The 24621-nt window shown below is 69.6% G+C and carries 22 protein-coding genes and 2 tRNA genes; 8 read left to right on the forward strand and 16 right to left on the reverse strand.

Annotation, left to right across the window (positions count from 1 at the left end; genetic code table 11):
• The first annotated feature begins 574 nt into the window (after positions 1-574).
• The 3 genes from HII36_RS39095 to HII36_RS39105 all read left to right on the forward strand — a co-directional run bounded on the left by HII36_RS39095 (position 575) and on the right by HII36_RS39105 (position 2619).
• Positions 575-973, forward strand: a complete 399-nt coding sequence (locus tag HII36_RS39095) for a hypothetical protein (protein ID WP_173528377.1) — start codon at positions 575-577, stop codon at positions 971-973.
• A 113-nt stretch (positions 974-1086) separates the two neighbouring features.
• Positions 1087-2340: a C39 family peptidase gene (locus tag HII36_RS39100; protein WP_173528378.1), complete on the forward strand. Its 1254-nt coding sequence runs from the start codon at positions 1087-1089 to the stop codon at positions 2338-2340.
• Positions 2341-2427: 87 nt separating this feature from the next.
• On the forward strand, positions 2428-2619 hold the full coding sequence (locus HII36_RS39105) for a hypothetical protein (protein WP_173528379.1): 192 nt from the start codon (positions 2428-2430) through the stop codon (positions 2617-2619).
• Here the strand turns inward: HII36_RS39105 and HII36_RS39110 are convergent.
• The 13 genes from HII36_RS39110 to HII36_RS39170 all read right to left on the reverse strand — a co-directional run bounded on the left by HII36_RS39110 (position 2607) and on the right by HII36_RS39170 (position 16295).
• Entirely contained in the window at positions 2607-3278 is a 672-nt protein-coding gene (locus HII36_RS39110; RefSeq protein WP_173528380.1) for a response regulator, read from the reverse strand. The genes HII36_RS39105 and HII36_RS39110 overlap by 13 nt on opposite strands.
• Positions 3275-5731, reverse strand: coding sequence for a sensor histidine kinase (locus tag HII36_RS39115; protein ID WP_173528381.1), 2457 nt, complete (start codon positions 5729-5731; stop codon positions 3275-3277). The genes HII36_RS39110 and HII36_RS39115 overlap by 4 nt, the downstream gene beginning before the upstream one ends.
• A gap of 9 nt (positions 5732-5740) precedes the next feature.
• Positions 5741-6214: a group II truncated hemoglobin gene (locus HII36_RS39120; protein ID WP_173528382.1), complete on the reverse strand. Its 474-nt coding sequence runs from the start codon at positions 6212-6214 to the stop codon at positions 5741-5743.
• A gap of 39 nt (positions 6215-6253) precedes the next feature.
• On the reverse strand, positions 6254-7081 hold the full coding sequence (locus tag HII36_RS39125; protein ID WP_173528383.1) for a carbohydrate ABC transporter permease: 828 nt from the start codon (positions 7079-7081) through the stop codon (positions 6254-6256).
• Positions 7065-7964, reverse strand: a complete 900-nt coding sequence (locus tag HII36_RS39130) for a carbohydrate ABC transporter permease (protein ID WP_173528384.1) — start codon at positions 7962-7964, stop codon at positions 7065-7067. Before HII36_RS39130 ends, HII36_RS39125 begins: the two co-directional genes overlap by 17 nt.
• A complete protein-coding gene (locus HII36_RS39135) occupies positions 7961-9250 on the reverse strand; it encodes an ABC transporter substrate-binding protein (RefSeq protein ID WP_328808090.1) in 1290 nt (429 codons plus the stop codon). Before HII36_RS39135 ends, HII36_RS39130 begins: the two co-directional genes overlap by 4 nt.
• A 78-nt stretch (positions 9251-9328) precedes the next feature.
• Positions 9329-10177, reverse strand: coding sequence for a hypothetical protein (locus HII36_RS39140; RefSeq protein ID WP_173528385.1), 849 nt, complete (start codon positions 10175-10177; stop codon positions 9329-9331).
• A gap of 72 nt (positions 10178-10249) precedes the next feature.
• Positions 10250-10323: transfer RNA gene (locus HII36_RS39145), tRNA-Met, on the reverse strand.
• Positions 10324-10502: 179 nt separating this feature from the next.
• Positions 10503-10579, reverse strand: a tRNA-Met gene (locus HII36_RS39150).
• 58 nt (positions 10580-10637) lie between these two features.
• Entirely contained in the window at positions 10638-13592 is a 2955-nt protein-coding gene (locus tag HII36_RS39155) for a UPF0182 family protein (protein WP_173528386.1), read from the reverse strand.
• A 129-nt stretch (positions 13593-13721) separates the two neighbouring features.
• Entirely contained in the window at positions 13722-14768 is a 1047-nt protein-coding gene (locus tag HII36_RS39160; RefSeq protein WP_173528387.1) for a YlbL family protein, read from the reverse strand.
• 10 nt (positions 14769-14778) lie between these two features.
• Positions 14779-15204, reverse strand: coding sequence for a molybdenum cofactor biosynthesis protein MoaE (locus tag HII36_RS39165; RefSeq protein ID WP_173528388.1), 426 nt, complete (start codon positions 15202-15204; stop codon positions 14779-14781).
• Between the two features lie 17 nt (positions 15205-15221).
• Positions 15222-16295: an NAD-dependent epimerase/dehydratase family protein gene (locus HII36_RS39170; protein ID WP_173528396.1), complete on the reverse strand. Its 1074-nt coding sequence runs from the start codon at positions 16293-16295 to the stop codon at positions 15222-15224.
• Between the two features lie 79 nt (positions 16296-16374).
• Between HII36_RS39170 and HII36_RS39175 the strand changes: the two genes are divergently transcribed.
• The 3 genes from HII36_RS39175 to HII36_RS39185 all read left to right on the forward strand — a co-directional run bounded on the left by HII36_RS39175 (position 16375) and on the right by HII36_RS39185 (position 19290).
• Entirely contained in the window at positions 16375-17634 is a 1260-nt protein-coding gene (locus tag HII36_RS39175; RefSeq protein ID WP_407940851.1) for a zinc-dependent metalloprotease, read from the forward strand.
• On the forward strand, positions 17631-18191 hold the full coding sequence (locus HII36_RS39180; RefSeq protein ID WP_173528389.1) for an NUDIX hydrolase: 561 nt from the start codon (positions 17631-17633) through the stop codon (positions 18189-18191). Before HII36_RS39175 ends, HII36_RS39180 begins: the two co-directional genes overlap by 4 nt.
• A 103-nt stretch (positions 18192-18294) precedes the next feature.
• Positions 18295-19290 (forward strand): endonuclease/exonuclease/phosphatase family protein, encoded by a 996-nt coding sequence (locus HII36_RS39185; RefSeq protein WP_173528390.1) that lies wholly within the window; start codon positions 18295-18297, stop codon positions 19288-19290.
• On the opposite strand, the gene HII36_RS39190 is transcribed toward HII36_RS39185, so the two are convergent.
• From HII36_RS39190 to HII36_RS39200, 3 genes are all read right to left on the reverse strand, one after another.
• Entirely contained in the window at positions 19277-19864 is a 588-nt protein-coding gene (locus tag HII36_RS39190; RefSeq protein WP_173528391.1) for a hypothetical protein, read from the reverse strand. The genes HII36_RS39185 and HII36_RS39190 overlap by 14 nt on opposite strands.
• Complete coding sequence (locus HII36_RS39195; protein WP_328808091.1) at positions 19861-20376, reverse strand: M48 metallopeptidase family protein; 516 nt, start codon at positions 20374-20376, stop codon at positions 19861-19863. The genes HII36_RS39190 and HII36_RS39195 overlap by 4 nt, the downstream gene beginning before the upstream one ends.
• Positions 20377-20443: 67 nt before the next feature.
• Positions 20444-21226: an enoyl-CoA hydratase/isomerase family protein gene (locus tag HII36_RS39200; RefSeq protein ID WP_173528392.1), complete on the reverse strand. Its 783-nt coding sequence runs from the start codon at positions 21224-21226 to the stop codon at positions 20444-20446.
• A 220-nt stretch (positions 21227-21446) separates the two neighbouring features.
• On the opposite strand from HII36_RS39200, the gene HII36_RS39205 reads away from it, so the two are divergent.
• Positions 21447-23186: a ThiF family adenylyltransferase gene (locus tag HII36_RS39205; RefSeq protein ID WP_173528393.1), complete on the forward strand. Its 1740-nt coding sequence runs from the start codon at positions 21447-21449 to the stop codon at positions 23184-23186.
• A gap of 186 nt (positions 23187-23372) precedes the next feature.
• Entirely contained in the window at positions 23373-24584 is a 1212-nt protein-coding gene (locus HII36_RS39210) for an ABC1 kinase family protein (protein ID WP_456238029.1), read from the forward strand.
• Positions 24585-24621 lie beyond the last annotated feature (37 nt).

Consider the following 24621-nt stretch of genomic DNA (forward strand, 5'->3'; position numbering starts at 1 on the left):
GTCTGGAAATGAATCCAAGCTGTCCATCATGTCAAACATGACAGGGTTATGCATGTAAATCATGCACTGGCTTTTAACACACTGTTGAGTTCTCAAGAAACGGACGCGTACTTCCCAGTTTCAGACCTTCAGGGTCTTCGCTCGGAGGCGTTCATCTCGTTTTGTTTTTGTTCTTTCGTTGTGTCTTAATTCTTTCAGCCGTTCAAGTTCCTGTCAAATTGACCGGACTTGCTCGATCTGCGGGAATTAAGCCGCACCCCGTTTCCGGGGCAACCCCTCTAACTTACCAGCTCATCCGGACCGCTTTGCACCGTCCGGGCGAGACCCGAAATTAGTGGGATTTGCCGGGCATCTCCGGGACTCTGTGAGTCCCCGGCGCCGCCCTGCGGGAAGCAACTCTAGCAGTCCTCGGCACCTACTTCGCGCCACTGAGGTAATCAGGAGGTCCTTCCCTCCCCACCTGACGCTCAAACCCTGGCGCCCGGCCCCCGGGGAGGCAAGCCGACGGCAAGTCATCCGCAATCGCTCCCGGGTACGAATTACTCACGAGCAGACTGCTCACGGAGGTGCCGCAATGACCCGCTCAGAGTTCGACGACATCCGCGCTTTCCTCGCCGACGAGACGACCAACGCTGGTGACCTGCGTGGAATCGCCCGAACTCTGATCGACGACCTCGAACACGCCCGAATGCGCGAGGCCGTGCTCAGGACGTACTATCTGCGGCTGCTCACCGCCGCGCGCGCCACGGTGGCGGCGGAGTCCGCGGGCGCGCCCGACCCGCTGGCGTTCGTCACGCACGAGCTGGCCGAGCGCGGTCAGCTGCCCGCGGACGGCGAGGCGGTGCAGCGCATCCTGTCGGACGCCCGCACGGCGACCGCGCTGCTGGCCGGACTGGAGCAGAACCCGCCGGCGCGCCCGCTGGGCATGCGCACCCGCCGCTGCGTGGGAACGGCGCGCACCCTCCCGAGGTAGCCGGAAGAATCCGGGGGACACGGGCGACCGCGATACGTAGATCGCCCGATGTGTGGCATGCGCGCTGTGTCTACTCTCTGCGCATCGAGCACCTCCCAGAGCAAGGTGGGTCCATGCGCGCCCTGACCGTGTTCCTCACCGCATCCCTGTTGACCCTCACCCTCATGCCTCCTGCCACAGCCGCCGCCAAGCCCCCGGCCACCGGTCCCGCGAACGTCGTCTTCCAACGCGCCGACTTCTCCCAGGGCACCGCCGAGGGGACGTCCGCGACCGGCGGCCTGTCGTTCGCCACCGCCGCGGGCACCACCACCTACACCGACGCCCTCGGCACCAAGACGTGGGAGTTCGCCCGCTGGACGAGCCCGGAGAGACCGGTCGGCTTCCCGGCCACCGAGCTGATCGCGTCCTGGACCGCCGACACGCCGCCGGGCAGCTGGGTGCAGATCGAGACCCGCGCCCGCCACGCCGCCGGCCTGACCAAGTGGTACGTCATGGGCCGCTGGGCCTACGGCGAGGGCGACATCCGGCGCACCTCGGTCTCCGGCCAGGGCGACGCCGACGCAAGTGTGGCCGTCGACACGCTCGTCGCCGCCGAGGGCAAGCGGATCGACGCCTACCAGCTCAGGCTCACGCTGTACCGCACGCCGGGTTCGTCCGTGGCGCCGCGGGTGCGCACGTCCGGGGTGATGGCCTCGTACGTGCCCGAGCGCAAGAGCGTGCCGGTCAGCCCCGGCGGCGGCGCGTGGGGGCAGGAGCTGAACGTGCCGCGCCGCTCGCAGAACATCCACCAGGGCCACTACCCCGAGTGGGACGGCGGCGGCGAGGCCTGGTGCAGCCCGACCTCGACCACCATGGTGCTGGGTCACTGGAACCAGTGGCCGAGCGCGCAGGACACCTCCTGGGTCGACCCGTCCGATCCGAACCCGGAGGTCGACTACGCGGCCCGCTTCACCTACGACCACGCCTACCAGGGCGCGGGCAACTGGCCGTTCAACACCGCCTACGCCGGCCGGTACGGTCTGGATGGTTTCGTCACCCGCCTGCGCACGCTCACCGAGCTGGAGCAGTTGATCAAGGCGGGCATCCCGGTGATCACCTCGCAGTCGTTCAAGAAGGGTGAGCTGCCCGGCGCCGGTTACGGCACGAACGGTCATCTGATGGTCGTCGTCGGCTTCACCGCCTCGGGTGACGTGATCGCCAACGACCCGGCCTCGTCCAGCAACGACGCGGTGCGCCGGGTGTACCCGCGGGCCGACTTCGAGAACGTCTGGCTGCGCAGTTCCAGCAGCGGCGGGGTCGCGTACGTGATCCACCCGGTCGGTCACGCGCTGCCGCCGACCACACCCGGCCTGCCTGCCAACTGGTAACCACCCGTACGAGGCATTTCGATAGCTCTGTCCCGCGCTGACCGGTTACATACCCCCGCTTGGCCACTCGGCTGTAAGACTGCGCATATGTGGCAGCGGGGGTTGAACTGGGCGGCGATCGTCCTGGTCGGGGGCTTCGGGCTGATGTGGCTGGGCGTGGTCGTCTACGCCGACCAGGGCTCGGCTCTCTGGATGCGCGTCGCCCAAGTGATCTTCGGGATCACCCTGCTCGGCTGGTCCGTGCTGAAGGCGGCCAGGATGATCGGTCAGAACGGCTGAAACCGGTAGCCCATCCCCGGCTCGGTCAGCAGGTGCGCGGGACGGGCCGGGTCGCGTTCCAGCTTGCGTCTGAGCTGGGCCATGTACTGGCGCAGGTAGTGGGTCTCCTTGAGGTACGAGCTGCCCCAGACCTCGGTGAGCAGCTGCCGCTGGCTGATCAGCTTGCCCGGGTTGCGTAGCAGGATCTCCAGGAAGTGCCATTCCGTGGGCGTCAGCCGCACGCCGCCGGAAATGCTCTTGTTCGCCAGGTCGATCACGTGGTCGCCCAGGCGTACCGTGGCCGGCTCCTCCTCGTGCGCGCCGGTGCGCCGGGTGACCGCGCGGATGCGCGCGAACAGCTCGTCGATGCCGAACGGCTTGGTCACGTAGTCGTCGGCGCCGGCGTCGAGCGCGTCGACCTTGTCCTGGCTGCCCTCGCGCCCGGACAGCACGATGATCGGCACGGACGTCCACCCGCGCAGCCCGTGAATCACCTCGACCCCGTCGAGATCGGGCAGCCCCAGGTCGAGGATGACCAGGTCGGGATGCCAGTCGGCGGCCTGGCGGAGTGCCTGGCTGCCGTCGGCGGCCAGCGCGACCTCGTAGTGCCTGGCGGCCAGGTTCACCCGCAGGGCCCGCAGGATCTGCGGCTCGTCGTCGACCACCAGCACCCTGGTCACGACGCCGCCCGCAGCGAGATGGTCATCGTCAGTCCCCCTCCGGGTGTGTCCTCCGGGCTCAGCGTGCCGCCCATCGCCTCGGTCAGCCCTCGGGAGAGCGCCAGCCCGAGCCCCACGCCGGTGTGGTTGTCGCGGTCGCCGAGCCGCTGGAACGGCATGAACACCTTTTCATGCGCCTGTACCGGTATGCCCGGCCCCCTGTCGACGACCCTGATCTCCACCCGGTCGCCGTGCGCGCTCGCGCCGACGCGCACCTGGCCGGGGCTGTATCGGACGGCGTTGGCGATCAGGTTGACCAGCACCCGTTCGAGCAGCGCGGGATCGGCCATCACCTCGGGCAGGTCGAGCCGGACGTCCTCATCGACGCGGTCGCGCAGCGGCCCGAGCTCGTCGACGGCGCGCGGCAGCACGTCCTCGATCGCGACGGGGACCAGCGACACGCCGAGCACGCCCGCCTGCAGCCTGCTCATGTCGAGCAGGTTCGAGACCAGCCGGTTCAACTTGACCAGCGACTCCTCGGCGGTGGCGAGCAGCTCTTCGCGGTCGGCGGGCGTCCAGTCGACGTCGGTGCCGCGCAGGCTCTCGACCGCGGCCAGCGCGGAGGCGAGCGGGGTGCGCAGGTCGTGGCCGACGGCGGCGAGCAGTGCGGTGCGCATCCTGTCGGCCTCGGCCAGCGGCTCGGCCCGGGCGGCCGCCTGGCGCAGGCGTTCCTGGCGCAGCGCGACGACGGCCTCGGCGGCGAACGCCTCCAGCACCCGCCGGTCCGCCGCGTCGAGCAGCCGCCCGCGCGCCGCCAGCGTCAGTCCGTCCTCGACGGCCACCTCGGTGTCGGGAGCGCCGAGCGGGCCGCCCGCGACGGCGATCACCCGGTCGCCTTCGAGCAGCGCGACCGAGGTCAGGCCGTACATCTCCTTGAGCCTGGCCAGCAGCGAGGCGAGGCCGGCGTCGCCGCGCAGCACGTGACCGGCCAGCGTGGACAGCACCTCGGCGTCGGCGCGCGAGCGCGCCGCTTCCCTGCTGCGCCTGGCGGCCAGGTCGACGACCGCGCTGACCATGGAGGCGACCAGGACGAAGATGGCCAGCGCGAGCACGTTCTCCGGCGCGGCGACGGTCAGCGTGCGCACCGGCGGCGTGAAGAACCAGTTGAGCAGCGCGAACCCGAGCACCGCCGCGGTCAGGGCGGGCCACCGGCCGCCGATGATCGCCACGCCGACGACCAGCAGCAGGAACAGCAGGATCTCGCTGGGCAGCGTGAGACCCCACGGCAGCAGCGCGGCGCTGAGCAGCGGCGGTCCCGCCAGCGCCGCCGGCCAGCCGGAGATCCGCCTGGCCAGGGGCAGCGCGGCGGACTGGGCCGGCCGCCTGCGGCCTCTGCCGGTCTCCTCGTGCGGCACCATGTGCACGTCGATCGAGCCGGACAGCGCGGTCGTGGTCACGCCGACGCCGCGCGAGAGCACCTGGGCGAGCGTGCCCCGCCGTGACGCGCCGAGCACGAGTTGCGTGGCGTTCGCGCCCCTGGCGAACTCCAGCAGGGCGCGCGGCACGTCGTCGCCGACGACCTGGTGGTAGGTGCCGCCCAGGTCCTCCACGAGCAGGCGCTGGCGCACCAGGTGGGCGGGGTCGGCGGCGGAGGTCAGGCCGTCGGCGTTGGTGACGTGCACGGCGAGCAGGTCCGCGCCCTTGGTCCTGGCGGCCACCCGGGCGGCCCGGCGCACCAGCGTGTCGCCTTCCGGCCCGCCGGTCAGCGCGACCACGACGCGTTCGCGGGCCTCCCAGGTGCCGGCGATGCCGTGGTCGGCGCGGTAGCAGGCGAGCTGTTCGTCCACCTTGTCGGCCACCCAGAGCAGGGCCAGCTCGCGCAGCGCGGTCAGGTTGCCGACGCGGAAGTAGTTCGACATGGCCGCGTCGACCCTGTCGGGCGGGTAGACGTTGCCGTGGGCCAGGCGGCGGCGCAGCGCCTCCGGCGACATGTCGACCAGCTCGATCTGGTCGGCCCTGCGCACCACCTCGTCGGGCACGGTCTCCCGCTGCGGCACGCCGGTGATGCGCTCGACCACGTCGTTCAGCGATTCCAGGTGCTGGACGTTCACCGTGGAGACGACGTCGATCCCGGCCCGCAGGATGTCCTCGACGTCCTGCCAGCGCTTGGCGTGGCGTGAGCCAGGGACGTTGGTGTGGGCCAGCTCGTCGACCAGCACGAGCGCGGGCGCGCGCCTGATGACCGCCTCGGCGTCGAGCTCGGCGAACGTCGCGCCGCGGTGCGTGATGGTCTTTCTCGGCAGGATCTCCAGGCCGTCGAGCAGCCGCTCGGTACGGACGCGGCCGTGGGTCTCGACGAACCCCACGACCACGTCCCTGCCGCGTTCCCCGGCCCGGTGCGCCTCGCTCAGCATGGCGTACGTCTTGCCCACTCCGGGGGCCGCACCCAGGTAGATGCGCAGCCTGCCTGCCATTGCTCCAGGCTATTGCTCCGGCTGGTACGGCGGCGCGACCCCCCAGCCCCAGTGCGGCACGGGCGCCTGCGGCGGCGGTGTGGCGTCCGGCTGGGAGTTGTGCCTGGCGATCCTGGTGCCCCATTCGATGTAGCCGGCGAACGCGGCCATGAACTCGGGGTCGTCCGGCAGGCCGACGTCCTCGGCGGCGTCCATGAGCAGGCTCACCCATCTGCGCCGCTGCTGTTCGGTGATGGATTTGCCGAGGTGGTGGCGGAGCATGTGGGGGTAGCCGCCGCGTTCGGTGGTGTAGCGGTCGGGGCCGCCGAACACCTCACCGAGCCACATCGCCACGTATTTCGGGTGGTCCTTATCCATGTGGGCGAAGAGCGGCCCGATCAGATCGTCCACGACGACCCGCTGGTAGAAAAGCTCGGTCAGCCGCTCCAACGCGGCGCTGCCGCCGGCCCACTCGTAGAGCGTCGGCACGTCCTTCTCAGTCATGTAATTAAGTAATCATCTCCGCTGCCCACTGGGCAAGGGTTATGACTTGACCGCTCCCGCGGTGAGCCCGGTGACGAGGTAGCGCTGCAGCGCCAGGAATCCGAGCACGACCGGGACGCTGATCACCAGCGAGGCCGCCATGACCTGGTTCCAGTACACGTTGGCCTGCGTGGCGTACGCCTGCAGCCCGACGGCCAGCGTCCGGGTGCTCTCGTCGGTCAGCACCGAGGCGAACAGCACCTCGCCCCAGGCCGTCATGAACGAGTAGATCGCGACGGCGACGATGCCGGGACGCGCCGCCGGGAGCACGACCCGCAGCAGCGCGCCCATCGGCCCGGCGCCGTCGACCTCGGCCGCCTCGTCCAGTTCCTTCGGTATCGCGTCGAAGTACCCGGCCAGCAGCCAGATCGCGAAGGGCAGGGAGAAGGTCAGGTACGTCAGCGTCAGCCCGCCCCGCGAGTTGACCAGCTCCAGCCCGGTCAGCCGGTCGACGTTTGCGAAGATCAGGAAGAGCGGCAGCAGGAACAGGATCCCGGGGAACATCTGCGTCGAGAGCACCACGGTCAGGAACGTGCGCCGCCCGGCGAACCGGTACCGGCTGACCGCGTACCCGGCGAACACCGCGATCGCCGTCGAGCAGACCATGGCGGCCAGGGCCACCACCGCGCTGTTGACGAAGTAGCCGGCCAGCGGGACGGTCCGCCACATCTCCACGTACGGCGTGAGCGTGATCTCCGACGGCCACCAGGTGAACGGCCCCTGCACGTCACGCAGCGGCTTCACCGAGGAGATCACCATCACGTACAGCGGCACCAGCGTGAACGCCGCCAGCCCCGCCAGCGCGACGACCCTAAACGCCCGGTACATCAGCGCGCCTCCGGTTCGTCACCCACAGATAGACCAGCGACACCGCCAGCAGGAACAGCAGCAGCAACACCGACATGGCCGAGCCGACGCCGAAGTTCCAGGTGGCGAAGGAGGCGTTGTAGACGTGGATCGACAACACGCTCGCCTCCTGCGGCGCCGCCTTGCCGAACAGCGTGTACGGCGTGGTGAACTCGTTGAACGTCCACAGGAACAACACCAGCACCAGCACCCGGTTGACCGGCGCGAGCTGCGGCAGCGTGACCGATCTGAACCGGCGCCAGCGCCCGGCCCCGTCCACGCTCGCCGCCTCGTGCAGTTGCGCGGACACGGCCGCGAGCCCGGCGGTGAGCGTGAGGAACGCGAACGACCAGCTCCGCCAGATGGTCACCACCACCAGGCTGACGAAGCTGTTGGCGCCGATCAGCCAGAACTCGTCGGTGCCGAGCACCCGGTTGACCAGGCCGGTGTCACGCTGCAGCAGGAAGTTCCAGGTGATCACCGAGGTGAACACCGGCAGCGCGAACGGCACCAGGAACAGCGTGCGCAGCGCGCCCCTGCCGCGGAACGGCTTGTCCAGCAGCACCGCGCCGAGCAGGCCGAGCGCCCAGCTCCCGGCCACCACGAGCAGGCTGTAGGCCAGGCTGATCCCGAACGACTTGAGCAGCGCCGCGCCGACGGGCCCGGAGACGTCCACCGCGATCTCGTAGTTGCCCGGCCCGGCGAACGGCGCGGCGGTCCAGTCGCGCAGGAAGAACTGGGTCAGCTTGAGCAGGCTCATCCCCACGCCGGCCAGCATCGGCAGGACGTGGATCACCAGCTCGGCGGCGAGCGCGGGCGCGAGCAGCAGGTACGGCAGTGCCCTGCGGCGCGAACGGCTGGTCATCCCCCGGCGAGCATCTTCTGGTTCGCCTCGGCGAGCTTGGCCTTGATCTCCGTCTCGGTGACCTGCTCACCGGTGGCCACGTCGGCGAACAGGTCCTTCACCGCCGTGCCCACCAGCGTCTCGAACTGGGCCTCCTGCGGGATCATCGGCAGCGGCCTGGCGGTCTTGGCCAGCACCTCGCCGAAGACCTTGTTCTTGTCGCTCTGGAAGGCGGGGTCGGTGACGCCGTTGACCACCGGCAGCGAGCCGAACGCCTTGTTCAGCACCGTCTGTTCCCCGGGGCTGGTCAGGAACTCCACGAACTTCAGCGCGCCCTCGGGGTTGGCGGCGTCCTTGAACACGGCCACGTTGATGCCCGCGACGTGGCTGGTGACCTGCTCCTTGGCGGCGGCGGGCAGCGGGACGGGGACGACGCCGTACTCGTCGGGCTCGACGCCGTTGGCCGCGAGCCCGGCCGTGCCGTTGTTCTGCATGATGATCATGGCGGCCTTGCCGGTGGCGAAGTCGCGGTACATCTGCGCGTCCTGGCCGTACTCGGCGGCGCTCGGGCTGACCACCTTGTCGACGGCCATCAGGTCGAGGTAGCGCTTGACCCCGGCCACCATCTCGGGCGAGTCGAAGGCGGGCCGGTCGCCGTCGAAGACCGTGGCGCCGTTCTGCTTGCCGAACATCCAGGCGAAGTGCACGCCTTCGGTGTAGCTGGCGCCCAGCAGCGTCATTCCGTACTTGTCGCCCGAGGTGAGCTTCTTCGCGGTCTCACGCAGCTCTTCCCAGGTCTTCGGCGGCTCCTCGATGCCGGCCTCGGCGAAGCGCTGCTTGTTGTAGTACAGCCCGTACGCCATGCCGTACAGCGGGACGGACCCGGGTGGCTGACCCGCCGCGCCGGTCGAGGACATGCTGCTGGCCAGGAACCGGTCCTTGCCGCCCACCTTGGCCAGGGTCGCGTCGTCGAAGGCGACGAACGCGCCGGTCGCCTGCAGGGAGGCCGACCAGGTGTTGCCGATGTTCACCACGTCGGGGCCCTGGCCGCCGGTGGTGGCGTTGAGAATCCGGTTCTGCAGGTCGGACCAGGGGATGACCTCCAGGTCGACCTTGATGCCGGTCTCGCGTTCGAACTTGTCGAGCTCGGGCTGGAGGATCTTCTTGTCCAGCTCGATGCCGGCCGCCTGGTTGCTGGCCCAGTACGTCAGCGTCTTCGCGTCCTCCCCCTCGGCGCCGCCCCCGGATCCGCAGGCGGCGGCCGCGACCGCGAGCAACGTGACGGAGGCGATCGCGCGTACGCTCACCAGGCATTCTCCCCAAAGTCCGGAATGCCGGAAACGTATTCGGTAAACCGGTTAAGCGTCAACGTCCTGGCCGGAGGCTCAGAGCTGCCCGCCGGCCACGAGGTCCTGGGCCGAGATGGGCCGGAAGGACGGCGCGATGTCCAGCAGTTCCTGCCGCTCCAGCTTCTCGCTGGTGATCTCGATCAGGGCCCCGCCCTGCTCGACGAACAGGCTCCGCTCGGTGGGCTCGGTACGCAGCCACACGTTCGCCGTCGTCTCCTCGCACTCGACCGGCTGGTCGTCGAGGGCGTACGCCGGGTCGTACCCGCCGCAGGCCTCCTGCGCGGTCACGGTCCCGGCCGGCCTGACGTCGACCTCGACGTACGACTCGTCGTCCAGGCGCCAGTAGTGCAGTTCGAGCGACGGTCTCCGCTCGTCCAGGTAGTAGCCGACGAACCCGTAGCCGTCGAGCACCGGCGCGACCAGCGGCACGCCCGACGTCTCCAGCCGGCGTTCCTGCGCCAGGTCGGCGATCTGGGCCGAGGTCGTCGCGGCGCCCACCGTGCCGAGGACGATCGCGGCCGCCAGGCCGACGCGCAGCCCCACCCGGCCGGACACGAACAGCGCGGTGGCCGCCAGGTGTCCGTTCACGCCGACCGCGACGAAGACGAAGGCGCCCAGCCAGACCCCGGCGTCCATCAGGTCGTCGAACGTCGCCTCGCCGCGCAGCGTGAACAGCAGGAGCGCGATGTTGACCAGGGGCGCCAGCCCGGCCACCAAGCCCCAGCGCGGCAGTTTCAGCAGCCGGCCGAGCGCCGCGCCCAGCACGAAGGGCGCGACCAGCATCGGCAGGTGATCTTCGAGATGGGCCGGCCACCAGCGGTAGATGAGCACTTCCGCCACGCCGATGACCGCTCCGGCGAACGCCGCCCGGCTTAACGCGTTCATGCCGAGGATCCTCCAGCAGAACGGGGAAAAGAAAAAGACCCTGGTTTCCAGGAAACCAAGGTCTTTCCTCAGTAGCGGGGACAGGATTTGAACCTGCGACCTCTGGGTTATGAGCCCAGCGAGCTACCGAACTGCTCCACCCCGCGTCGGTGTGTCATTGACAACTATACACGTCACACGGACCACTCGCGCCCGGGAAGCGCCGGACCCCCGTTTCGGGGACCGCCGGACCCCCGGTCCGGGAACCATCGGACCCCCGTTCCGGGATCGCCGGACCCCTGGAACGACGAAATCCCCGGCCTCTGGAAGGCCGGGGATCTCGTGGTGGTAGCGGGGGCAGGATTTGAACCTGCGACCTCTGGGTTATGAGCCCAGCGAGCTACCGAACTGCTCCACCCCGCGTCGTCGTGCTCGTTAAGAGTAGCCGTGACGCGGGGTGGGGCGCAAACCGGTTGGGTAGCTAGGTGCCGCCCCCTGTCGATGTCGGTGACGGTGTGGCCGTCGCCGCCGGTGATGGCGACGAGGTGCCGGTGGGCGTGGCGCTCGGCGAGGGCGAGGCCGTGGACTGCGGCACCGCCGCCGACGCCTCCTGGACCGCCTTCAGCGCCGCCTCCAGCCGCTTCTGCGCGTCGCCGTACTTGGCCCAGTCCGGCGGCTGTGCCTTCAGCGCCGCCTGGGCGTCGTTGTAGGCCTGCTGCGCGTCCTGGATCGCCTTGGACAGCGGCGCGTTGGCGTTGGCCGGCGTCTCGGGGTTCTGCTGCGGCGGCCGGTCACCCGTCTCGGTGGTCGGCGGCGCCGCGCCGAACACCTGCTGCAGCGCCGATTCCAGCGTGTCGCCGAACCCGACCTTGTCGCCGAACATCACCAGCACCTTGCGCAGGCTGGGGAACTTGCCCGACGTCTCGGCCTTCGGCTGGACGTAGACCGGCTCGACGTAGATCAACCCGCCGCCGAACGGCAGCGTGAGCAGGTTGCCGTACAGGACCTCCGTCGCGCCGCCCTGCCCGCGCAGCAGGTTGAGCTGCTGCGAGACGGCCGGGTCGGACTCGAAGGTGTTCTGCGCCTGCGGCGGGCCCTGGATCGCGGTGTTGCTCGGCAACTGCAGGATGTTCAGCTTGGCCGTCGACGGATCGGCCGTGGCGTCGACCGCCATGAACGCCGCCATGTTCTGCCGGCCGTTCGGCACGAACGTGCTGGTCAGCGAGAACTTCTCGGTGCCGCCCGGCATCTTCATGGTGATGTAGTAGGGCGGCTGCTTGCTCTTGCCCGTCGCCGGGTCTTCCGGGACCTTCCAGAAGTCCTGGCCGCCGAAGAACGCGTCGGCGTCCTTGACGTGGTACTGGGTCAGGATCTCCCGCTGGGCCTTGAACAGGTCGGCCGGGTAGCGCAGGTGGTTCATCAGCTCGGCCGAGATCTTGCTCTTCGGCTCGATGACCGTGCCGAACGCGTTCTGCCAGGTCTTGAGCACCGGGTCGGCGTCGTCCCAGGCGTACAGGGTCACGGTGCCGTCGTAGGCGTCGACGGTGGCCTTGACCGAGTTGCGGATGTAGTTGATCTCGTCGGTGGGCAGCTGCTGCGGGACACCGGGCTGCCGCGAGGTGACCACGTCGGTGGTCAGGTCACGCAGGCTCTTGCGCTGCGCGTACGGGTAGGAGTCGGACGTGGTGTAACCGTCGACGATCCACACGATCCTGCCGCCGACCACGGCCGGGTACGGGTCCTGGTCGAGCTTGAGGAACGGCGCGACCTTCTCCACCCGCTCCAGCGGCTTGCGGATGTACATGATCCGCGACGCCTCGTTGATGTCCGAGGACAGCAGCAGGTTGATCTCGCCGTACTTGGCGGCGTAGAGCAGGCGGGTCAGGAAGTTCCCGATGGGCACGCCGCCCGTGCCGGTGTAGGTGTTGTTCTGCTGGCCGTTGCCGCCCTGCTGCGGGTAGTCGAGCTCGACGCCCTGACCCTGCTGCGGCTTCGGGTGCCCGACGATCGAGTATTCGGCCGAGTTCTCGCCGAAGTAGATGCGCGGCTCGTACTTGCCCAGATCGCCGGTCGGCGGGATGTCCTTCTCGCTGAAGACCGGGATGCCGGCGGGGTCCACCTTGTTGCCCGGCGCGGCCACCATGCCGAAGCCGTGCGTGTAGACGAGGTGGTTGTTGATCCAGTTGCGTTCCTGCTCGGGCGGGCCGCCCATCTCGCGCAGCGCCACGACGGTGTCACGCGACTTGCCGGAGGCGTCGGTGTAGCGGTCGATGTCGAGCTGCTCGGGGAAGCGGTAGTAGCCGCGGATCTGCTGCTTCTGCTGGTACGTCGTCGACAGCAGGCTCGGGTCGAGCAGGCGCATGCTCGGGATCGAGCTGGCCTCGGACTGCAGCACCGAGGCGTCGGCCGTGGTCGTGGCCTTGTACTCCTCGACCTTCACATGGTTGTCGTCGACCTTGTACGCCGTTCGTGTCGCGTCGATGTTGCGCTGGATGTACGTGCGCTCCTTGGCCTGCTGGTTCGGCTTCACCTGGAACTGCTCCACGAGAGCCGGGTAGACGCCGCCGATCAGGATGGCCGACAGCACGAGCAGGCCGAACGAGACCCCGGGCAACATGCCGCCGGGCCTGAAGACGCCGATGAAGAACAGCACGGCGCAGATCAACGCGATGATCGCGAGGATCGTCTTGGCCGGGAGCACGGCGTTGACGTCGGTGTAGGACGCGCCGAACACCTTGCCGCGGTCGGACCAGACCAGTTCGTACCTGTCGACCCAGTAGGCCGCGGCCTTCAGCAGCACGAAGACGCCCAGCAGCACCGACAGGTGGACGCGGGCGGCCTTGGACGCGTGCAGGCCGGGCGACTGCAGGCGGAACCCGCCGTACAGGTAGTGGGTGATCGTCGCCAGCAGGATCGAGATGATCACGGCGGTGAACAGGAAGTTCAGCACCATCCTGATGAACGGCAGGTCGAACGTGAAGAACGAGATGTCCAGGTCGAACATCTCGTCGGCCTTGTTGAACGGCACGCCGTTCACGAACTCCAGCCACGTCATCCACTGCCCGGAGACCGACGAGCCCGCGAAGAGCGCGAGCAGGGCCATGCCGACAATGAAGATCAGTTTGCGGTGCGGGTCGAGCGCCATGCGGTAGCGGTCGGCGCCGCTCCCCCCGCCGAAAACGGCCGGGCCGAACATCGGCCTGGTGCGGAAGGCGAGCAGCATGTTGCCGCCCGCGATGCCGACCATCAACGCCGCCCCGATCAGGAACAGCACGATCTGGGTCAGCAGGACTCCGGTGAAGACCGCCGTCTTCTTGGTCGAGTCAAACCACAAGTAGTCCGTATAAATGCCAGAAAAAAGGAAAAACAGCGCCACAATCGCCACTAGGGCGATCGCCACAGGCAGCAGCAGTCGCGGTCGGCGGGGCAAGCGCATCGCCCTGCCGGCTCCTGGGGTCCGGAAGCTCAAGGCCAACCCCTCGTCGTGATGAAGAAACGGTCCGTGTCTGGCAACCTACACCGCAGTGCCAGCCGTACGGCTAACGCACGGCGATCGCCAGAAGTTTCATCGCGTCTCGCACGCCGGCACCGCGCCCTTGCCGGTGCGCAGCGCGTCGAGCGCGAGCACGGCGTCGTGCAGGGTGTCGGCCCGCACCAGCCGCAGGCCCTCGGGGGCCGCCTTCATCGCCTCGGCGCAGTTGTCGCGCGGCGTGAGGAACACGGTCGCGCCCGCCTCGCGGGCGCCCACCATCTTCTGCGCGATGCCGCCGATCGCGCCGACCTGGCCGCCCGGCTCGATGGTGCCGGTGCCGGCGATCTGCTTGCCGCCGGTCAGCTCGCCCGGCGTGAGCTTGTCGATGATGCCCAGCGAGAACATCATCCCGGCGCTCGGCCCGCCCACGTCGCCGACGTTGATGTCGACCTCGAACGGGAACTTGTACTTGGCCTGCATCTGGATGCCGATGCGCGGCTTGCCGTCGGGGCCGGCCGCCGTCTTCATCGTGACGTCGAGCTTCTCCTTGCCCCTGGTCACGTTGAAGGTCACGGTCTCGCCCAGCTTGTGTGCCTTGACCGCGTTGCCGATGACGTCGCCGTTCGTGGCCGGCTTGCCGTCGACCGTGTTGAACTCGTCGCCCTTCTGCAGCTTGCCCTCGGCCGGGGTGCCCTTGTCGACCGCCACGACGGTGACGACCGTGCTGTAGGGGATCTTCAGCTCGTTGAGCGCGGCGGCCGTGGCGGAGTCCTGCGAGTCGGTCATCTCGACCGCGTTCTCCTCCTCGACCTTCTCGGGATCGCGGTCGGGCGCGAAGATGGTCTCCTCGGGCACCACGGCGACGGTCGGATCGATCCAACCGCGCAACGCGGTCAGCAGGTCGATCCTCGCCTGCGGGCCGCCCTGGTAGGCCACCGTGACCAGGCGCAGCGCGCCGCTCGTCTTGTACGTCTGCCGTCCGCTGATGGCGATGACCGGCTTGTTCTCGAAGGTGCCGATCGTGTCTTCCGTCGGACCTGGGCTCAGCACCACGTACGGGACCGGCCTGAACGCGCCCACGACGCCCAGCGCGAGCACGAGGAAGCCCGCGATCAGCAGGGTGAGGGCGCGACGAGACATGGAGAAGAGCTTATTCGCAGGCGCCGACCCACTCGGTCGTGCCGTCGGCGAACACCTGGTGTTTCCAGATCGGCACCTGGGACTTGAGATCGTCGATCAGCCGGCGCGAGGCCTGGAAGGCCTCCCCCCGGTGCGGGCAGGCCACCGCCACGATGACCGCGGTGTCGCCCAGCTCCAGGTCGCCGACCCGGTGCACGGCGGCGAGCGCGGTGACGGGGAAGTCCGCGGCGACCTTCTCGGCCACCCGGCGCAGTTCGTCTTCGGCCGACGGGTGCGCCGAGTACGACAGCCGGGTCACCGGCTTGCCGTGGTCCTGCTCACGTACGGTGCCCACGAAGATCGTGGTGCCGCCCGCCGCGTGGTCGCCCACGGCGGCCAGGACCTCGTCCACGGAGAGCGAGGTGTCACGAATGCCAAGCAACCGGATGACGTCCACGAAAAGAGCCTACAGTTTCACCCGCGGCGCTTCTTGCGCACCTGGCGGACGATGGCCGCGGTGCCGATGACGGCCACCGTGGCGCCCGCCGCCGTGAGCGTGGCCTCCTTGACCGGCAGGCGCCTGCCCACCACGGTCGTGCGGTTCTCCCGCAGCTCGAGAAGCTGCTCGAACGCGGCCTCGTTGGTCCACGACGGCTTCCAGCCCGCCTCGCGCAGCGCGGCGCAGTCGACCACCCACGGGTAGACGACGTAGTGCAGGTCGGTGGCCGGCGCCGGGGTGATGCCGAGCCGGTGCAGCCGCTGCGCGGTGCCGAACGTGAGCCCGGCCGGCAGCTCGAAACGCCGGATGCCGGACACCTCCTCGACCTGCTCCTGCTCCAGCCAGCCGTCGGAGCCGACCGCCACCACGCCGGTGACCACGCCCTTGGCGGCCAGCTCCAGCGCGGAGACCAGGTCGTCCACGTGGCAGAACTGCCAGCGCGGCGTGCAGCCCTTGACGGTCAGCAGCCGCGGCGACTCGAAGTGCCTGGTGATCACCGTGTCGATGCCGGGGCCGACGACCGCGGCCGGGCGCAGCACCGTGACCTCCAGGCCCGGGTGGCTGCGCAGCGACCTGCGCACCAGGGACTCGATCTCCAGGTAGTCGCCCACCACGCCGGTGTCGGGCTCGGCCGCGACCGGGCCGTCCTCCGGCAGCGGCACCTCGTTGTCGGGCGCGGCGCCGTACACCATGGCGCTGGTAACCAGCACGACCCGCCGCACGCGCGCGGCGGCGCTGGCGGTCAGCACTGTCTGCGCGGCTCTCAGGTTGTACGCCCGCCGCTCGGCGGGGTCGGAGTCGACGGTGTAGTCACCGGCCAGATGGACCAGCACGTCGATGTCGGAGATCCGGTTCGCCAAGAGCGGATCTCGGACGTCGATCACTCTCCACGTGGCTTCCTGAACGTCGCCGCGCTGCTCGTCAATGGCCACCACCCTGCGGAAATCCGCGGAGGATACGAGCCTCGCGAGCAGCTCGCGGCCTATGCCGGAAGCCGCGCCGGTCACGGCGACGACGGGTTGGCGCGGGCGTTTCGAGGTAGGCACCAGGTCCTCACTTTGCACTGATCCGCCGTAGGACGACTAACGTGGCGGATGTGGACTCCTCCATCCTGCACGAGGTAGAGCGGTGACTGACCTGCCAGGTCGCGAAAACGACCCCAACGAGAACCCGTTCGCCATGTTCGGCAACCCTGAGCAGATGGCTCAGGCGATGCGCCAGTTCGCCGACATGCTGTCGGCGCCCCAGGGTTCAGGCCCTGTCAACTGGGACATGGCCAAGAACATCGCCAGACACGCGGTGGTCGCCCAGGGCGACCCGAGCGTCATGGAAGGCGAGCGCCGCCAGATCGTCGAGGCGCTCAGCCTGGCCGACCTGTGGCTGAACGAGGCGACCGCGCTGCCCAGCGGCGTGTCGAACCCGCAGGCCTGGAGCCGGTCGGAGTGGATCGAGAACACGATCCCGGTCTGGCGCAAGCTGTGCGAGCCGATCGCCGAACGCATGGTCGACACCATGGGCGGCGCGCTCGGCGGATCCGGGCTGCCGCCCGAGGCCCAGCAGATGGCCGGGCCGCTCATGGGCATGCTCAAGCAGATGGGCGGCATGATGGTCGGCCAGCAGATCGGCCAGGCCCTCGGCTCGCTCGCCCGCGAGGTGATCGGCACCAGCGACATCGGCCTGCCCCTGTCCAGCACGGCCGCGCTGCTGCCCGGCGGCATCGCCTCCTTCAGCGAGGGTCTCGAGATCCCCGCCGACGAGATCAGGCTGTACCTGGCGCTGCGCGAGGCCGCGCACCACCGGCTGTTCCAGCACGTGCCGTGGCTGCGTTCGCACCTGCTCGGGGCGGTCGAGGAATACGCGCGGGGCATCACCGTCGACACCTCGGCGCTCGAAGAGCAGATCCGCGGGCTCGACATCAACAACCCCGAGGCGATCCAGGAGGCCCTGAGCGGCGGCGCGCTGCTCAAGCCCGAGGAGACCGAGCGGCAGAAGGCCGCCCTGGCCCGGCTCGAGACGATGCTCGCGCTGGTCGAGGGCTGGGTCGGCACGGTGGTCGACGAGGCCGCCGCGGGCAAGCTGCCCTCCGCCGTGGCGCTGGCCGAGACCGTGCGCAGGCGGCGCGCGACCGGCGGTCCCGCCGAGCTGACGTTCGGCACGCTGGTCGGGCTGGAGCTGCGGCCCAGGCGGCTGCGCGAGGCCGGGGCGCTGTGGCGTTCGCTGAAGGACGCGCGCGGCGTCGACGGGCGCGACGCGCTGTGGGGTCACCCCGACCTCATGCCGACCGCCGACGACCTCGACAACCCCGAGGCGTTCGTGCGCGGCGAGGCGGCGTGGGACATCTCACAGCTCGACCAGCCCAAGCCCGACTCCGAGGATGATGCGGGTTGAGCCTGCACCACGACGCGGCCGAGGTGCTGTCCGCCTGGACGGCGCCGACCGCCGAGGAAGAGGACCTGCGCACGGAGTTCCTCGACCACCTGCGCGCGCACCCCGACGCGATGCTGCGCGAGTGCGTGCCCGGCCATCTCACCGCGACCACCGCGGTGCTCTCGCACGACGGCGCGCTGGTGCTGCTCACGCTGCACCCGAAGGCCGGCATGTGGCTGCCGATGGGCGGCCACTGCGAGACCACCGACGCCACGCTCGCCGGCGCGGCGCTGCGCGAGGCCACCGAGGAGTCGGGCATCTCCGGGCTGCGGCTGCTGCCCGGCCCGCTGGCGGTCGACAAGCACGTGGTGTGGTGCCATCCGCCGCAGAGCTGGCACCTCGACGTCGAGTACGCGGCCGTGGCCCCGCCCGGGGCCGAGGCGGTGATGAGCGACGAGTCGCTCGACCTGCGCTGGTTCCCCGTCGACGAGATCCCCGAGCTGTCCGACGAGGCCACCAGGCGGCTGGCCGCCCGGGGTCGGGCCGCGCTCGGCTCGCGTACGCGGGCCCTTGGCTAGAGTCCGCTGCGACGTCCTTTGACTTGAGAGTCCGTTGCGACGCGCTTTGGCTTAGAGTCCGTTGCGACGTTCCAAAAGGGGGCGGGGTAGCGAGGGGGCCTGGTTGGGAATCTCGGCTGAAAGTCCTGTCGGCGGCACGATCGTCACTCCGGTGCGCAAGCGGCGCAAAGGCGCGGGCACCGCGCTGACCTGGCTGGCCGTCACACCGTTCGCGGCCTGGGCGGTGGCCAGGCTGGCCGGTCTCGAGCGGGGCTCGCTGGCCACGCAGATCATGACCGCCACGCCGTACGCCGCCGCGGGTTCGCTGGTCCCGCTGCTGATCGCGGCGATCCGGCGCAAGCGCGCGGCGACCGTGGTGGCGCTGCTCGCCTCCGCCGCGCTCGGTCTCAGCGTCCTGCCCAGGGCGCTGGGCTCGGCCGAGGCCACGACCGGGCGTTCGCTGCGGGTGATGTCGCTCAACCTGCTGTTCGGACGGGCCGACACCGAGACCGTCATGCGGCTGGTGCGCGAGTTCGACCCCGACGTGCTGAGCACCCAGGAACTGACCCCCGGGGCCGTGGCCGACCTCGACGCGGCCGGTCTGAAGGACCTGATGCCGCACCGGATGCTGGAGGACGAATGGAGCGCCGGGGGCAGCGGGCTCTACTCCAAGCACGCGCTCAAGCCCTTGTGGGACCTGATCCCGCCGGTCGGGCACAAGATGCCGGCCGCGGTGATCTCCCTGCCCGGCGGCGCGCCGATCGAGTTCATCGACGTGCATCCGTACCCGCCGCTGGGCGAGCAGGTGGCGAACTGGAACGCGGCACTGTCGTCGCTGCCGTCCGCCGGTGAGGGGACCGTTCGCATCCTGGCCGGCGACTTCAACGCCTCGCTCGACCACGCGGCCATGCGCAGGTTGCTCGACCGGGGCTACAAGGACGCGGCCGACCAGGTGGGGGCCGGGCTGATCCCGACGTGGCCGGCCAACAAGCGGGTGCCGCCGATCATCACGATCGACCACGTGCTGGTCGATCGGCGGGTGGGCGTGCGCGAGGTCAGCGTGCACACGGTGCCGGGCACCGATCACCGGGCCGTGCTCGCCGAGCTCACCGTGCCATGAGCGCCCTGGTGTTGTCCCAGCCCTCCAGGCCGGGGTCGAGCCTGTCGACGTCGGCGCGGGTGCGCAGCCGGTGCCAGCCGGAGATGGTGGCGACCATGCGCCGGCCCGGGGCCTGAGCGCGCAGGTCGGCGACCGGGTCTTCGGCGTCGAGATCGGGGTCGGCCCAGCCGGGCAGCGGGAGCGCGCAGGCCAGGGCCACCGCGCCGCCGCCGTCGGCCCGGCAGAGGGTGATCTCGGCCCGGCCCAGCTCGCGGAACAGCTTGCCCACCAGCAGGGCCGGCAGGTCGGGGGCGTCGGCGGCGACGATCGCGGCCTGGTCGGCCAGGCCGTCGAGACGGCCGATCACGGCCTTGAGCGGTTCGTCCTCGGCGATCGTGATCACCTCGGTGCCCGGCCAGACGATGTCGTCGAGGCCGGCGACACTGGTGAGCAGGACCGGGGTGACCAGGTGGAGCCCGGCGGCGATCTCGTAGGTGTCCTCGGCCACGGCCTCGAGGAAGTCTCGCGGGTCCACGCCGGGTGGCGCCGCCTGGGCCATGCTCTGCCTGACGAGCACCGCGACGATCCGCCTCAACACTCCTCCGGGGCGGTGTGGGCGGCGGCGGAGAACCCTTCGAGGAACCCGCGGGCCCGTTCGGCCTTGGGATACTGTTCCACCAGCGCCCAGAACTTGGGGCCGTGGCTGGGCACGACCAGGTGCACCAGCTCATGGATGATCACGTAGTTGATCACCCATTCCGGCAGGCCCTTCAGCCGGGTCGAGATCCTGATCGTGCCGTTCTCCGGGGTGCAGGAGCCCCAGCGGTGCTGCTGGTTGTCGACCCAGCGCACGCTCTCCGGCATGGGCGCGCCGTCGAGGTACTTCGACGACAGCTCCTTCGCCCGTTCGAGCAGTGCTTCGTCGGTCGGCCTGCGTCTGCGTTCCTTCGCCGCCAGCCGATCGAGCATCCGGCTCACCCATTCATCCGCGTCTTCGCCGCTCAACCAGGCGGGCAGGAGCACGATCGTCTTGTCGCCGTCGCGGTAGGCGGAGACCGTACGCCGGCGACGAGAACTGCGACGAACCTCGACTGTCTCGGGGGGCACATATGCACGGTAGCCGAGACTGGCGAAATTCCACAGAGGGTGGACGTTGTTTCTGCTGGTCAGATGATTAAGAGCCGGTGAATTTGGGCACGCGCCTTTCCCGATGAGCGGTCAGCCCCTCGATCATGTCCGCAGATGCCATGGTCACGGGCTGGGCCAGTGATTCCCAGCGCAGCGCGGCTTCCAGGTCTTGATGGTCTTGGTTGAGGGCGATCTTGGTGAGTCGGGTGGCAATCGGGGCGTTGCTGGCGATCCTTCCGGCGATGTCCTCGACTTCCGACATTAGGTCATTGTTGGGGAAAGATTGATTTACTAGCCCTTTATCCGCCGCTTCCGCCCCCGTTACCGCCCTGCCCGTCAGCAGCATCTCCCGTGCCATCCCCGCGCCCGCCCGCCTGGGCAGCAGGTACGTGGCCGCCATGCCCGGGTGCAGCCCCAGCGAGGTGAACGGGGCCAGGAGCTTGGCGTCGTCGGCGGCGTAGACGAGGTCGCAGGCCAGCGCCACGCACAGCCCCGCACCCACGGCCGGCCCGTTCACCGCGGCCACGGTCGGGATCTCCAGCTCCGTGATGGACAGCCAGGTGCGGTAGAAGGCCAGCATGCGCTCGCGCAGCAGCGGCACGGTCTCTGTGCCCCGTTCGCCGATCCACGACAGGTCGCCGCCCGAGGAGAAGGCGGAGCCGGCGCCGGTGATCACGAGGCAGCGGGCGTCGCGGTCGGTGGCCAGGTCGTTCATCGTTTCGCGCCAGGACCTGGTCATGGTGTCGGTCATGGCGTTGCGTAGGTCGGGGCGGTTGAGTGTGACGAGTACGACGCCGTTCTGCCTGCGGTCGACCAAGAGCTCGCTCATGCGGGGAAGCGTAACCCTGGAGCAGGTCGTCCACAGCGGCTGGCGTCTCCGGAGAGTTGTCCGCAGCCGCCAGCACCTCCGGAGAGTTGTCCGCAGCCGCCAGCACCTCCGGAGAGTTGTCCACAGGCGCCAGCATCTCCGGAGAGTTGTCCACAGGCGGTGCGGAACCGGCCCGGGATCTTGGCCGGGCGTGGAAACCTTGCGCCTCATGAGGCCACGTGTGAAGCCCGCCCTGCGCCGACTCCTCCGCGACGAGCACACCATGCAATACGGCGTGCACCCAGGCAGAGCCATCATGCTGACCGGCCTCACCCGAGCGGTGCGCCGCTGGCTCGACAAGCTCGACGGCACCCGCGACCTCGACCGCATCCTCAGCGAGGCCGCCGCCGCCGGTCTCGACGAGGCGACCGCCCGCGACTGTCTGGACCAGCTCATCGCCCGCGGTATCGTCCACGACGCCGCCGGTCCTCCCACTCCGCTCCACGACCTCACGCTCGCCGAGCGAGACCGCTTGGCGCCCGACCTCGACGCCCTGGACCTGACCTCCCCGCTCCCGGACCGCGGCATCGGCGCCCTCGTCCGCCGACGTGCGGCGCGTGTCCGCGTCTACGGCGCGGGCCGCGTAGGCGCCCAGGTCGCCACCTTGCTGGCGGCGGCCGGCATCGGCGACATCCGCGTCATCGACCCCGGCCCGGTACGTCCCGGAGACATCACGCCGGGCGGCCTGAGCTGGGCCGAGCTGGGCATGTCGCGTCAGGACGGCACGGTGGCGGTCATCAACAGGCTCACCTCCGGCGGCGCCCCCATCCCACCGCCTGCCAGCGTGCCATCGCCTTCCCCCGATCAGCACCGGACTGGCACACCGCCCCCGCAGCCGCGAGCGGCCCGCGAGGCCCGGCCGAGCAGCGGCGGTGCCCGGCCGAGCCGAACACCCGCCTCGGGCCCGCAGATGTCACCCCGCTCCCCGAGCTCAGCGGCATCTCGTTCGCCGTCCGCGACCATCGCGACGACCGCACGCATCCGCTCCACTCCCATCGATCAATCACCGGAGGAGAGGACCGCTCCGCATCGCCCGGAGAGGAATCCGCCGCAGGGGCAAGGCCAGGAACCGGCGCGCGGGCAGCGGCAAGGGCAAGCGCCAGTGCAGAGACAGCCGCCTACCTCAACCGAGAAGCAGCTGCCGACGCAGAGGCAGTCGCCGACGCCGACGCAAAGGCAGCCGTCGACGTCGACGTCGGCACAGAAGCGGCAGACACCGATGTCAGCACCGAGGCAACAACCGCCGGCGTCGGCGCAGAGACAACAGCCAGCGTCACCAGGGCAAGGGCAAGGGCAACAGGCGGCATCGCCGTCACCGTCACATGGGCAACCGTCACATGGGCAACCGTCGCATGGGCAACAGGCGGCGGCATCACCGTCGGTGAGTCCCGGTGCCGAGCCCTGCACCCCTTCAGTGAATGCCGTGAGCGGCGCCCCCTATCTCGGCGACGGCACCCATCGCCCCGACCTGGTGATCCTCACCCCTGTGGGGCCGCTCGACGGCATCCTCGTCAACGAGCTGACCGCCTTGAAGATCCCCCATCTCCTCGCCGCAGCCTTCGAAGGACACGGATCGGTAGGCCCGCTGGTGCTCCCCGGCGAGACGGCCTGCCTGCACTGTCTCGACCTCACTCGGCGAGATCACGACCCGGGCTGGCCCATCGTCACCGCCCGTCTGGGCGGCTACCCGCCTGGCGAGATCGCCTGCGATTCCACGCTCGCGACGCTGGTCGCGGCCGCCGTAACCGGCCATGCGCTTGCTCAGATAGACGGCCGTCCTTCGATTGTGACCAACGGCACAGTGGATGTAATGCCTGATTGGGGGTGGAAAAGACGTTCTTGGAGCATGCACCCACAATGTCGTTGTATGCGAAACAATCCGTATTCGCTAACAATGGTCATGTCACCCACCTGTGACTGACGTGCTCAGGGGACGACCACGAAGGGGGGAAGCGGCATCTCCGCCGAGATTCCGCGCATCAGTGTGAACGATCTTCCGCGCCGCGCCGTAACGCGCTCCGCCAAACTGGCCACCCTTCCGCTGGGGTTCGCCGGTCGCGCGGCCCTCGGTCTGGGCAAGCGATTGGGCGGCAAGTCCGCAGAAAAGGTGGCTCAGGAGGTTCAGCAGCGTACCGCCGAGCAGATCTTCAAGGTGCTCGGCGAGCTCAAGGGCGGCGCCATGAAGCTGGGGCAGGCCCTGTCCATCTTCGAGGCCGCGCTGCCGCAGGAGATCGTCGGCCCCTACCGCGCCACGCTGACCAAACTGCAGGACGCCGCGCCCCCGCTGCCCGTCGCCACCGTCCACAAGGTGCTGACCGAGCAGCTCGGCGACGACTGGCGGGAGAACTTCATCTCCTTCGACGACCAGCCGACCGCCGCCGCCTCGATCGGCCAGGTGCACAAGGCCGTGTGGCACGACGGCCGCGAGGTGGCCGTCAAGATCCAGTATCCGGGCGCCGGCAAGGCGCTGCTCGGCGACTTCGCGCAGCTCGCCCGCCTGGGCAAGCTGTTCGGCGCGCTGCTGCCCGGCCTCGACATGAAGGCGGTGCTGGCCGAGCTGCGCGAGCGCATCGCCGAGGAGCTCGACTACCTGCGCGAGGCCGAGGCCCAGCACGCGTTCGCGCTCGAGTTCGCCGACGACCCCGAGTTCCACGTCCCGGACGTCATCGCCGCCAACGAGATGATCCTGGTCAGCGAGTGGATGGACGGCACTCCACTGTCCCGCATCATCGCCGAGGGCACCAAGGAGGAACGCGACCACGCCGGTCTGCTGTTCGTCCGTTTCCTGTTCTCCTCGCCGGCCCGCGTCGGCATGCTGCACGCCGATCCGCACCCGGGCAACTTCCGCATGCTGGCCAACGGCAAGCTCGGCATCCTCGACTTCGGCGCGGTCAACCGTCTCCCCGACGGTTACCCGGTCGCCTTCGGCCGGCTCACCCGCATCTTCAACCAGGGCGACATGAACACCGTGATCGACGGTCTGCGGCGCGAGGGCTTCATCCGCGAAGGCATCGAGATCAACCCCGATGCGCTCCGCGCCTTCCTGGCCCCGTACGTGGAACCGACCGCCGTCGAGGAGTTCACCTTCAGCCGCGAATGGCTCCAGGCCCAGGCCGCCACCGCCACGGACCTCCGCCCCAGCAACGTCGTCCGCCAGCTGAACCTCCCGGTCTCGTACGTCCTCATCCACCGGGTGCACGCGGCGGGCGTCGGCGTGCTGTGCCAGCTCGGCGCGACCGCCCGGTTCCGCGACGAGGTGATCCGCTGGGTCCCAGGCTTCGCCGACGACCCGGACGACGAACCCCTCGCCATCGGCTAACCCACTGCCACACCACCACCTACTCACCCCACCCGAC

Origin of the sequence: Nonomuraea antri, assembly GCF_013283785.1 — a bacterium.
Lineage (GTDB): Bacteria > Actinomycetota > Actinomycetes > Streptosporangiales > Streptosporangiaceae > Nonomuraea > Nonomuraea antri.

What these genes read in the sequence shown, in the direction of transcription:
- HII36_RS39095 (WP_173528377.1), top strand. Translation starts at nt 575, where the DNA reads ATGACCCGCTCAGAGTTCGACGACATCCGCGCTTTCCTCGCCGACGAG.
- HII36_RS39100 (WP_173528378.1), top strand. Translation starts at nt 1,087, where the DNA reads ATGCGCGCCCTGACCGTGTTCCTCACCGCATCCCTGTTGACCCTCACC.
- HII36_RS39105 (WP_173528379.1), top strand. Translation starts at nt 2,428, where the DNA reads ATGTGGCAGCGGGGGTTGAACTGGGCGGCGATCGTCCTGGTCGGGGGC.
- HII36_RS39115 (WP_173528381.1), bottom strand. Translation starts at nt 5,731, where the DNA reads ATGGCAGGCAGGCTGCGCATCTACCTGGGTGCGGCCCCCGGAGTGGGC.
- HII36_RS39120 (WP_173528382.1), bottom strand. Translation starts at nt 6,214, where the DNA reads ATGACTGAGAAGGACGTGCCGACGCTCTACGAGTGGGCCGGCGGCAGC.
- HII36_RS39125 (WP_173528383.1), bottom strand. Translation starts at nt 7,081, where the DNA reads ATGTACCGGGCGTTTAGGGTCGTCGCGCTGGCGGGGCTGGCGGCGTTC.
- HII36_RS39130 (WP_173528384.1), bottom strand. Translation starts at nt 7,964, where the DNA reads ATGACCAGCCGTTCGCGCCGCAGGGCACTGCCGTACCTGCTGCTCGCG.
- HII36_RS39140 (WP_173528385.1), bottom strand. Translation starts at nt 10,177, where the DNA reads ATGAACGCGTTAAGCCGGGCGGCGTTCGCCGGAGCGGTCATCGGCGTG.
- HII36_RS39155 (WP_173528386.1), bottom strand. Translation starts at nt 13,592, where the DNA reads ATGCGCTTGCCCCGCCGACCGCGACTGCTGCTGCCTGTGGCGATCGCC.
- HII36_RS39160 (WP_173528387.1), bottom strand. Translation starts at nt 14,768, where the DNA reads ATGTCTCGTCGCGCCCTCACCCTGCTGATCGCGGGCTTCCTCGTGCTC.
- HII36_RS39200 (WP_173528392.1), bottom strand. Translation starts at nt 21,226, where the DNA reads ATGAGCGAGCTCTTGGTCGACCGCAGGCAGAACGGCGTCGTACTCGTC.